Source organism: Peptoanaerobacter stomatis (assembly GCF_000238115.1).
Lineage (GTDB): Bacteria > Bacillota > Clostridia > Peptostreptococcales > Filifactoraceae > Peptoanaerobacter > Peptoanaerobacter stomatis.
Genome location: NZ_JH414574.1, coordinates 3,433 through 14,679, shown reverse-complemented (window position 1 = coordinate 14,679; position 11,247 = coordinate 3,433). Strand labels below are relative to the sequence as shown.

The 11,247-nt window shown below is 29.2% G+C and carries 12 protein-coding genes; 10 read left to right on the top strand and 2 right to left on the bottom strand.

Features of this window, described 5'->3' with window-relative positions; translation table 11 throughout:
* Positions 1-259 precede the first annotated feature (259 nt).
* The 3 genes from HMPREF9629_RS10785 to HMPREF9629_RS10775 all read left to right on the top strand — a co-directional run bounded on the left by HMPREF9629_RS10785 (position 260) and on the right by HMPREF9629_RS10775 (position 1,387).
* Positions 260-595 (top strand): HIT domain-containing protein, encoded by a 336-nt coding sequence (locus tag HMPREF9629_RS10785; RefSeq protein WP_009526422.1) that lies wholly within the window; start codon positions 260-262, stop codon positions 593-595.
* Positions 596-727: 132 nt separating this feature from the next.
* Complete coding sequence (gene rpsU / locus HMPREF9629_RS10780) at positions 728-904, top strand: 30S ribosomal protein S21 (protein ID WP_009526421.1); 177 nt, start codon at positions 728-730, stop codon at positions 902-904.
* 39 nt (positions 905-943) lie between these two features.
* Positions 944-1,387 (top strand): GatB/YqeY domain-containing protein, encoded by a 444-nt coding sequence (locus tag HMPREF9629_RS10775; protein ID WP_009526420.1) that lies wholly within the window; start codon positions 944-946, stop codon positions 1,385-1,387.
* 129 nt (positions 1,388-1,516) lie between these two features.
* Here the strand turns inward: HMPREF9629_RS10775 and moaA are convergent, their stop codons facing one another.
* Both moaA and moaC read right to left on the bottom strand, forming a co-directional pair.
* On the bottom strand, positions 1,517-2,512 hold the full coding sequence (moaA, locus tag HMPREF9629_RS10770; protein WP_009526419.1) for a GTP 3',8-cyclase MoaA: 996 nt from the start codon (positions 2,510-2,512) through the stop codon (positions 1,517-1,519).
* Positions 2,502-2,975, bottom strand: coding sequence for a cyclic pyranopterin monophosphate synthase MoaC (gene moaC / locus HMPREF9629_RS10765; RefSeq protein WP_009526418.1), 474 nt, complete (start codon positions 2,973-2,975; stop codon positions 2,502-2,504). Before moaC ends, moaA begins: the two co-directional genes overlap by 11 nt.
* A gap of 562 nt (positions 2,976-3,537) precedes the next feature.
* Here moaC and HMPREF9629_RS10760 point away from each other — a divergent pair.
* From HMPREF9629_RS10760 to HMPREF9629_RS10730, 7 genes are all read left to right on the top strand, one after another.
* Positions 3,538-5,085 carry a sigma-54 interaction domain-containing protein gene (locus tag HMPREF9629_RS10760; protein WP_009526417.1) on the top strand — a complete coding sequence of 516 codons (1,548 nt, stop codon included), beginning with the start codon at positions 3,538-3,540 and terminating at the stop codon, positions 5,083-5,085.
* Positions 5,086-5,344: 259 nt separating this feature from the next.
* Complete coding sequence (locus HMPREF9629_RS10755; protein WP_009526416.1) at positions 5,345-6,721, top strand: acyclic terpene utilization AtuA family protein; 1,377 nt, start codon at positions 5,345-5,347, stop codon at positions 6,719-6,721.
* Complete coding sequence (locus tag HMPREF9629_RS10750; RefSeq protein ID WP_009526415.1) at positions 6,721-7,077, top strand: AtuA-related protein; 357 nt, start codon at positions 6,721-6,723, stop codon at positions 7,075-7,077. Before HMPREF9629_RS10755 ends, HMPREF9629_RS10750 begins: the two co-directional genes overlap by 1 nt.
* Positions 7,067-8,320, top strand: a complete 1,254-nt coding sequence (locus HMPREF9629_RS10745; RefSeq protein ID WP_009526414.1) for a hydroxymethylglutaryl-CoA reductase, degradative — start codon at positions 7,067-7,069, stop codon at positions 8,318-8,320. Before HMPREF9629_RS10750 ends, HMPREF9629_RS10745 begins: the two co-directional genes overlap by 11 nt.
* A gap of 9 nt (positions 8,321-8,329) precedes the next feature.
* Entirely contained in the window at positions 8,330-8,794 is a 465-nt protein-coding gene (locus HMPREF9629_RS10740) for a hypothetical protein (protein WP_009526413.1), read from the top strand.
* Positions 8,794-10,164 carry a tripartite tricarboxylate transporter permease gene (locus HMPREF9629_RS10735; RefSeq protein ID WP_009526412.1) on the top strand — a complete coding sequence of 457 codons (1,371 nt, stop codon included), beginning with the start codon at positions 8,794-8,796 and terminating at the stop codon, positions 10,162-10,164. The genes HMPREF9629_RS10740 and HMPREF9629_RS10735 overlap by 1 nt, the downstream gene beginning before the upstream one ends.
* A gap of 423 nt (positions 10,165-10,587) precedes the next feature.
* Positions 10,588-11,124, top strand: coding sequence for an ECF transporter S component (locus tag HMPREF9629_RS10730; protein ID WP_009526411.1), 537 nt, complete (start codon positions 10,588-10,590; stop codon positions 11,122-11,124).
* Positions 11,125-11,247 lie beyond the last annotated feature (123 nt).

The following is an 11,247-nucleotide window of genomic DNA, read 5'->3' as shown; positions in this document are numbered from 1 at the left end:
TTTTTGTAATTTTTTCTATTACATTAGGTTTACATATAAATGCAACACTTAATAAATTAAATTTTTGGCTTATTTTAATAAACATATGTTATATAAATATTATAAGTCCATTGATTATTTGATTTTATATACTTACTATGGTATAATTTTTATAAAAGATTTGAAAAAATTTAAAACTTGAATATTTTTCAGTTTTGCTTGAGATAATTTGATTGAATTTTTCTCATATCTATTTTACATTGATTAGGAGGTGTTATAAATGAGTGATTGTGTATTTTGCAAGATAGTTGGCGGAAATATCCCAAGTGCAAAAGTATACGAAGATGACTATGTATATGCGTTTAATGATATAGATCCGCAAGCACCTGTACATATAGTGTTGGTACCTAAAAAACATTATGATAATATAAAAGACTTGGATAACGATAAAATAAAAGTATCTATATTTAATGCAATACAAAAAATAGCATTCGATCAAAAATTAGATGCAGGATTTAGAGTTATATGCAATACGGGAGAGCAAGGCGGACAGACAGTTGAGCATTTACATTTTCATATATTATCAGGAAGAAATCTTCAATGGCCTCCGGGTTAAATTTTAGTATAAAATAAAATACTTGAAAAAATTGTAAATTAATTATATAATACTTGAGTATTAAAATTTTATTTTTTCTGAAAAGGCTTCTTCATATCTGCAATTTTGTTTATTTTGAGGGGAGGGAAGAAGATGGCAACTGAAATTAAAGTAAAAGAAAATGAATCATTGGATAGTGCACTTAAAAGATTTAAAAGACAATGTGCTTTGTCAGGAGTAATGTCAGAAGTTAGAAAAAGAGAACATTATGACAAACCGAGCGTAAAAAGAAAGAAAAAAGCAGAAGCAGCAAGAAAGAAAAAGAGATAAATTCGTTGAATAAATTAACATATAATGAGGTGAATTGAAATGACTCTCAAAGAACGATTGACTAATGACCTTAAAGATGCTATGAAAAATAAAGAGCAGGTCAGGAAATCAGTTGTGACTCTCGTTCGTGCCGCAATTAAACAAAAAGAAGTTGACGAAAGAGTAGAACTCGATGACGTAGATGTTATGGATATAGTATCCAAACAGTTGAAACAACGAAATGAAGCTCTTGTTGATTTTAAAAAAGCAGGCAGAGATGATTTGATAAGCCAAACAGAAGAAGAAATTGAAATTCTTTTAACTTATTTGCCAAAGCAACTTACTGATGATGAGCTTAGAGAGTATATAAAACAAGCCGTTGAACAAGTAGGTGCAACATCTGTAAAAGATATGGGTAAGATAATGGGAATTTTGATGCCGAAGGTAAAAGGAAAAGCCGACGGCAGAAGGATAAATAACTTAGTATCAGAGTTTTTTAAATAAGAGTTTATTAAAATTTTAATAGAAAAATCTAAAGGGTTGCCATAAGGCAGCTCTTTTTGTGTAATTAAGGGTTTAAGCATACATAACAAATAAAATGCTGTATTTCAAATATTGATTTACAGCATTTTACTATCCACCTATTTGATACATCTTTCTTGTATCTTTTTTTATGAGCATATTATTTTTATCGGTTATTATATTTTTTAAGAAATTGTGACTTTGAGGTTTGTTGAATATCACATTTTTTATCTTTTCTTTTAAATCCTGTTGGTTTATATTTTGATTTATTAACTCTTTTATATCAAGTGTAGAGTCATAGTCCAAGCAAGGTTTAAGCTTGCCGTCACAAGTTATTCTTATGCGATTGCAACTATCACAGAACATATGAGATACGGCAGATATAAGACCTATATCAGATTTAAAGTTTTCAAAAGAGAAGTAGGTAGCAGGACCATTGCCATGCACTTTTTCAGATTTTGTATAATTGCCATATTTATTAGATATTATCTCCAATATTTTTTCATTGGATAAAAATTCAAAATTATTACCGTATCCTATTGGCATCATCTCTATAAATCGCACTTTTATATCAGTGTTTTTTGAAAGCTCAACAAGTGAGAGTATATCATCTATTTGTGTGTTTATTGGAACTACATTTATTTTTATGTTCATATCTTTATAAGATATTATATGGTTTAGATTTTTTATTATATTATCAAGTTTAAAATTTGTTATTTGTTCATATTTTTGTGGGTTTAGAGAATCTAAACTCATATTTATATCTCTTATGCCATTTTCATATAATATGTCAAAATATCTGTCCAATAACACACCATTTGTAGTCAAAGTTATTTTTTCTATATTCTTTATTGAACGTATTTTTTGTATTACGTCTATTATATCGTGCCTTAATAGAGGCTCTCCACCCGTTAATTTTATTTTTTTTATGCCTAAATCTGACAAAATGTTGCATATATAATAAATTTCATCAATGCTTAATAATTCAGATATATCCAAAAACTTTATAGGGATTCCTTTAGGCATACAATAAACACAACTCAAATTGCATCTGTCGGTCAGTGATATTCGCACATAATCTATATTTCTACCAAATTTATCGAGCATGATAATCTCCGCTTTTTCCTCCACTTTTTTCATCAAGGTGAATGTCATATATTACCATAGATTTGTCTATGGCTTTGCACATATCATATATTGTAAGCAGTGCTATGCTTACTCCGTGCAAAGCTTCCATTTCTACACCTGTTTTACCTGTGCAGGACACTGTGCAAGTTGATTTTACTGTATAATTTTGTTCATCTATTTTAAAATCTACTTTACATTTATTGATAAGCAAGGTATGGCATAGAGGGATTGCGCTTGATGTATTTTTTACAGCCATTATACCAGCTATCCTTGCTACACTTAAAACATCACCTTTTTTGTTGCTCATATTTTTTATTGAAGAAATTATTTCTTCATTCAATTTTATATATCCACTTGCAACTGCCACTCTGTCAGTTATATCTTTATCTGATATATCAACCATTATGGCATTGCCATTTTTGTCTATATGAGTAAAATCCATAAGAGCCTCCATATAATAGCTTATAAGAAACATATTATTTAAAGTAATTTATTATCCAATCACAAAATAATATAAAACTATGATAAATAACACTGATTAGATTTATACTAATCCCTAATAAAATAATAGATAATTTATATTTCAAATTAATAAATAGTATTATATTTTTACTAAATTTATATAACATTTCCATAGTTTTAATGATATTTAGTATTAATTAGAACGAGCTTATAAAATATTTCTTTATAAGGATTTAAATAGTAAAAAACTTTACAATTAAGCTATTATATTCATCTTAGCATATAAGGGTGATAAAATCAAGAAAGTATTTTTTACGAGATGTATTCGAGTAGATTTTAATTATATAGAGGTATTAAAAAATATAAACTTTTAATAAAAATTTTTACATATTATTTGATTTTATTAATTCATCAGTATAAGAATATAAGAGATAAATACTTGACTTAATTGTTTATTTTATGCTAATATGAGCATAATAACAGAGCTTAACGATTCATTGATAAAAATTACATATTTTTAATTTTAGTAAGGGTGTTTTTTTATGAAAATATCAAAAATTATAAAATTAAAAGAACATAACAAAGAAGAATTGAATAATATAAATATATTTCCTGTAGATATATCAATAGACAAAATAGATGTTTCTGAAATAAATTCTGAAATAATTTATTTTAAAGACAAAGAGAAAATTGTAGGTTATATAGAAAAGGAATTAATATGCTATTTACAAGAAAAAAATTCAAATAATATGTTTTTGAACATTGTGGAAGATATAGAAGAAGCAGTAATAATAATAGATGAATTCGGTAGAATATTTTATGCCAACAAGAATTACTCGAAAATTCTTGGAGTTCCTTTAAACAAAGTAATCGGTAAATATATACAAAATATAGAAAGCAATGCTTCTATTATAGAAGTTTTAAAAACTAAAAAGCCTATAATTAAGAGTAATCATCTTATTAAAAGTATTGAAAAATACGTTAATGTAAGGATATATCCATTTTTTGTAAACAGTACATTTGCAGGAGCATATTCAATTTTTACTGATGTTACTGAGCTGAATTATTTAAATCAGGAAGTAATAAGAATATCAAATGTTGCATCACAATATAATGAAAAACTAATTGCACAAGAAAAATTAAAAGAGTTAAAGATAGTGGGGAAAAATAAAAATTTTTTGAATTTAATAACAAAATCGCTTTCTGTAGCCAAAACGGACGCTTCAGTTTTAATTTTGGGAGAAAACGGAACAGGAAAAGATATACTTGCAAAATTTATATATAAAAATTCAAAAAGAGCGGATGAACCTTTTATTATATTAAATTGTGCGGCAGTACCTGAAAATCTTATTGAAAGCGAAATGTTCGGATATTATGCAGGTGCATTTACAGGAGCTAAAAAAACAGGGCAGATTGGAAAATTTCAGATGGCAGATAAAGGAACTATATTTTTAGATGAAGTGGGAGATATGTCCTTATCTATGCAAGCTAAGCTGCTTAGAACTTTGGAAACTGGAGAAATTGAAAAAATAGGTGGAGGTCAGAATATAAAAGTAGATGTTAGAGTTATTGCAGCAACAAATCAGAAACTTGAAAGCAAAATTGAAGACGGGAGTTTTAGACAAGACTTATTTTACAGATTATCGGTTGTAACATTAGAATTACCTCCGCTTCGTAAGCGTGGAGTTGATATAACTCTATTTATAAATTATTTTTTACAGAAATACAATTTAAAATATAATAAAAATCTTATGGTATCTAAAGAAGCATATGATATATTATTAGAATATAATTGGCCGGGAAATATAAGAGAGTTGAAAAACTGTATTGAACATTGTGTCATTTTAGCTAATGGGAACTCAATAGAAATAGAAAATCTTCCAAAAAGATTGCAAAATATAAAAAATAAAATTATATCAACGACTTTGCAGGAGCATTTACAAGAAAAAGAAAAAGAAGTAATTGAAAATATACTTAGAGTTTGCAATTATAATATAAATATGGCAAAAAAAATGCTGAACATAAGTGAAAGAACTATATATAGAAAAATTAAAGCTTATAATATAATATTGCCAAAAGTGACAAAATAGATATATTATTTTGCCTAAAATGACAAAATTTTTAATATAATGCGATTAATAAAAAGATATGAAAAGCTTATATGTAAAAGGTTTTTTCATATCTTTTTATTTTGGCACAGATTTTGCTTTATAGTATTGTCAAAGAGTATTTATAAAAAAATAGTTTTATTGAAATATTTTGTTTTATGTAGATTTAATCTATAAAAATAAATTATGTTAATTATTATATTTTTAATTTTATACTTTTAGGAAGAAAGGAGTTTGTGTTGTGAATGAAGATAAGGTTATAAGAATAGGCGGAGGGCAAGGATTTTGGGGTGACAGTCCTGATGCTGCAATAGACATGGTAAAAAATGGAAATCTTAATTATATGGCTTGTGATTATTTAGCAGAACTAACTATGTCTATATTGCAAAAGCAAAAAAATAAAGATCCGAAAGCAGGGTTTGCAAAAGATTTTATAAATCTTTTTGAGATGATTGGTAAAGAGGCATTTGAAAAAAAGGTAAAAATTATTTCAAATGCAGGTGGCGTAAATGTAGAAGAAGCAGTCAAACAGATAGAATATGTTTCTAAAAAAAATTATATGAAAGATTTTAAAATAGGATATGTTTTAGGAGATGATTTAAAAGATGAACTTTTAGGGCTTATGGAGGAAGGCTATGAATTTATAAATTCAGATAACGGAAGGAAATTAGAAGAAATAAAAGATTCTATACTAAATGCAAACGTTTATTTTGGCAGAGAGCCTATAATTGAGTGCTTAGAAGAAGGAGCAGATATAGTAGTAACAGGCAGAGCAGCAGATTCGGCGCTTTTTATATCTCCATTGATGCATGAATTTAAGTGGAGCAACGATGATTATGATAACATAGCAAGAGGTATTATTGTAGGTCATTTGCTTGAATGCGGAGGACAAGCATCAGGTGGAAATTTTGATTATGCTTGGCGTGATGTACCTGATATGGATAATTTAGGTTTTCCTATTGCAGAAGTTACAAAAAATAAAACGTTTATAACAAAAACTTCTACAACAGGGGGTTTGATAACGGAGCAAAGCTTAAAAGAACAACTGTTGTATGAGATACATGATCCGGCAAATTATATAACTCCGGATATTGTTGCAGATATAAGCAAAGTTTCTTTAAAAGAAATAGAAAAAAACAAAGTTGAAGTAAAAAATATTAAGGGAAAAACTCCACCGGAAAAATTGAAATTATCAATAGGTTATCATGCCGGATATAAAGTTGAAACTTTTCTAAATTTTGTTTGGCCGGATGCTTATGAAAAAGCAAAATTTGCTTCAGAAATAATAATGAAAAAAATGAAAAGAAAGAACTTAAAATATGATGACATACGAATAGATTTTATAGGTCTTAATGCGCTGCTTTTAGATGTTGCAAACATGGATGAAGATTTAGTTAAGAATATGAATGAAGTAGTAATGAGAATTGCTATAAGAACTCAGACAAAGGATGAAGCAAAAAAACTTATTCCTGAAATTTCTCCTTTACAATTAAATGGTCCACAAGGGGCAAGTTTTTTTGGAGGCAGATCACGAATTCAGGATGTGATAGGTCTTTGGCCTACGTTAATTCCGCGAGATATGGTAAAACTTTCATCAAATGTTTTGGAGGTTAAATAATGGAAAAAATATATTTAAGAGAAATTGCACATGGACGTTCCGGAGATAAAGGAAACATAAGTAATATATGTGTTTATGCAAGAGATGAGAGAGATTATGAGTTTATAAAAGAATTTTTAACAGTAGAAAAAGTTAAACAACATTTCAAGGATATGGTGAAAGGAGATATAACAAGGTATGAAGTTGAATCATTAAAAGGATTTAATTTTGTATTAAAAGATGCTCTTGGTGGCGGAGCCACAACTTCCTTGAGATTAGATTCTTTGGGGAAATCTATGGGTTCTGCTATGATGAGAATAGAAATTGATAAGGAAGATTATATGAATTATAGAAAGGGGATAAAAAATGAAAAATAGTACATATTCAGGGTTTTATAAATTATCTGTAGAAGAAAGACTAAAAGAAGTGGCAGAATTTGCAAATTTAGAAGACAAGCATATAAAAACTATACAAAATCCGGAAATTTTGGATATAGAAAAAGCTGATAACATGATAGAAAACGTTATTGGACGATTCACGCTACCACTTGGTGTAGCTCTTAACTTTATGATAAATGGCAAAGATTATATAATTCCTATGGTTACAGAGGAAGCATCGGTGGTTGCTGCTGCAAGTAATGCTGCAAAATTGGCAAGAGATAGTGGAGGGTTTTATACAAACAATACAGGTTCAATAATGATTGCACAGGTCCAAGTTACAGATATTTTAGATGTAGATTATACAAGAATAATAATATATGAACATAAGGATGAAATTTTGAAAATATGTAATGAAAGAGATCCCATATTAGTAAAATATGGTGGTGGAGCAAAGGATATAGATGTAAGAATTATAAATTCTAAAGATGAAGATTTTATAGTTGTCCATCTAAAGGTAAATACATTAGATGCTATGGGTGCAAATGCAGTAAATTCTATGGCAGAAGCTGTTGCACCATTTATAGAAAAAATAACCGGGGGGAAAGTATATCTAAGGATATTGTCAAATTTGGCGGTTGAAAGATTATTCAGATCAAGGACAAAAGTAAAAAAAGAAGCTCTTGGTGGTGAAGAAGTTGTAGATAAAATAGTATCTGCTTATAAATTTGCAAATGCAGATCCATTTAGGGCTACTACACATAATAAAGGCATAATGAATGGGATATCAGCTGTAGTATTAGCTACAGGAAATGATACACGTGCAATAGAATCAGGAGCACATTCTTATGCAGCAATATCAGGAAAATATAAATCTTTAACTACCTGGCAAAAAGATAAAGATGGAGATCTTGTTGGAACAATAGAAATACCACTTGCAGTTGGACTTGTAGGCGGAGCAACAAAAATACATCCGGTAGCTCAAGCTGCTATAAAAATATTAGGAGTAAAAACAGCAGGAGAATTAGGAGATATAATAGCATCAGTTGGTCTTGCACAAAACTTGGCAGCTATAAAAGCGTTGGCTACTGAAGGAATACAAAGAGGACATATGTCATTACATGCAAAAAATATTGCAGTGACTGCAGGAGCAAATGGCAAAGAACTCGACAGGATAGTAAAAAAGATGATAGAGGATAAAAATATCAATTTAGATTATGCAAAATCGCTATTGAATAAATAGGAGGTTGTCATGAATAAAGAAAATTTGGACAAATACACGGAAGTTTGGGGAGATACGGTTGTTTTAAAAGAGCTTATATACTCTTGTATAATTGGAGTTGTAATATCAATGCTGATGTTTTTTATAGGAAGAAAAATATTTACTTCTATGGAAAATATAGAAAAGTCTCTTGCAAACGGATATGCTTTGCTTGTAGGTGTATTTGGTTGTATAATATCAGGTTTTATTTGCGCCAAATTATTTAAGCCGAAAAGAAAAGTAGAAGAGGTCTTTGAATTTGAAGATATAGAACATATTTTAGAAGTTGCAGGAATATCTGTAGAAGAAGAAAGAAAATATCTTGCAAATTTAGATTATGAGATAATAAAAGAAATGGAAGATTTAGAGCTATATGCACTTCTTTCTTTAATTCCTGAAGATTCAAAAAATTATAAACCGGAATATAGAGAAAAAATGAAAGGAGATGAGAAATAATGAGTATTATATTAATATTGCAAGCCTTTTTGGCAGCATTTTTAGGGGGAATAATTTATTCTATAATAGGAATAATACCAGGGACTGATGAAACGGCAACAATGGCACCTGTAACATTGGTTTTAGTCTTATTAAAATTACCGCCTGTTGTATTATTTTCATGGACGATAGGTATAATAGTCGCAATGCAAATAACACATACAGTTCCGACATCTATGGCCGCTCTCCCGGGTTCAACAATGGCAGTACCTATGGTATATTACTCTTCACTTGCAAAGAGACTTGGGATACCACATATATCAATGAGAAAAATGGCTGCCGGCTCATTATTGGGTTCTATAGTGGCACTTCCTGTTTCGATTATATGTGCATTTATACTTGCTCCTCTTGGAGGAAAGATAAGTCCGTATATGGGCGCAATATTTACTATAGGAGCAATATTGATTGCATATATGTCTAATGCAAAATGGGCAGCAGTAATTTTTCTAATTCCTTATTCATTTTTGATTCAGGGATTCCAAAGATTAGCATTAGAATCAGTGGGAAAAAACTTATTTATATCAATATTTATGGGTATTACAATTGGACCTATGATTTCTGAACTGTTCAATGTATTAATCCCGTCGATGAGGCACAAACAAAGAAGAGACAAGCCGTCTGAAATATGGCTTGCACCGGATTCAAGAGAAAAAATGAGTTTTTATCCTAATCCGTTAAAGCTATTAAGTAAAAAACAAAAAAAGGCTATTTTAGTTACATCTGCTATAGGAACTGCAGGATTTACACTTTCTCCGGTAGGAATGACGGTTTTACTCGGTGAACTTATAAGTGGAAAAACAAAAGAGCTTTATAATAAAATTACTACAACTGTAAGCGTTCAGGATGCAGTTAGTAATGCAACTTATATAGGAGGATTAATAATTCCTCTGCTTGCATTTGGTCTTCCTTTGAGTCCTGTTGCGCTTGGACCTGCAGCACCATTATTTAATGCTCCACCGGTATTCACAATAGATCCTGTAAATAATCTCCATAATTACCTTGAAGTATGGCATTATATAGTTTATGGAGCGATAGGCATAATTGGCGGAACTTTAGTGGCATATCCTATATCTATAAAAAAAGCAAGGTCATGGACAGAAAAAATGTTTAAAAATATAAGCCACGAAGCATTAATAGGTGCATTTTTAGGCCTTATATTTATGCTTGCATATTATGAAGCAGGTGTAGTTGGAATAATAATTGCGCTTTGTATAGGCTTGTTCGGAGGAATAATGCATAATATTTTTGAAATACATACAGGTGTTCAGTTTATGGCTTATTATGCTTCAGCCTTCATAGTAAATCAGCTATTAGCAATGGCGAAAATATGAAATGATAAAATTGTCTTTTTAAAGCTTATAACTAAACAATATAAAAATAAATCGGGTATAAAAAATAATATTATCATATTGTAAAAGTTTTAGTGTAAATAAGTATAAATCTTTATATAAACAGGTAAAATTATAATATTAACGGATAATAATACATTATATGTAATGCGATATTATCCGTTAATTATGATATATTATTTATAAAATTATATACATATTTATGCAAAAATGAACATAATATTGCAAATAATGACAATTTGCGAATAAAAAATTATATTATAAATTGATTTACATAGGATTGTAGGTGTGTTATAATAATATATAATGCATTGTGTATTTTTATAAACTTATTTATCAGGTTCAATGACAATGAACTGAAAAAATAAATAAAAATTAGCCTATGGAGCTAAACGGAGGGATATTATGACTAACAGTAAAAGCATTAAAAGTTTGGTTATATATGGATTATGTATAGCACTTGTCTGTGTTATGACCATGGTGGTACAAATACCTGTGCCTATGACACAAGGATATGTACATCTTGGTGACAGCTGTATACTTTTGATAGCCATATTTTTTGGTAAAAAATATGGTGCAGTTGCCGGAGGTTTGGGCTCCGCTCTTGCAGACATACTTTCAGGATATGCGCATTGGGCACTATTCACATTGATAATTAAAGCGCTTATGGGATTTGTAGCAGGTTCATTGTCAAATTACAGATATTCAAAATCAAAATTCATGTCTGTAAATACAACAATAGCTTCACTTCTTACGATAGCTGTTATGGTGATAGGATATTTAATAGGTGGAACTATATTGAAAGGAAGTTTTGCTGTAGCTCTTACTTCAGTTCCGTCAAATGCTATACAAGGTGTCATGGGAATGGTATTGTTTTTTGCTATTGGAAAAGCATTTGACAAGGTACATCTAAATAATTATATACACAAATTTCAAAATTAGTTTTAATTTATGATAAATTAACTAAAAAGTAAATATATAATTTAAAAAACAATTCTTTTTAAACAAAAAATTACAATAAAAAACTCAGATTATTTTATATTTTGCAAATTATCAAATAATTCT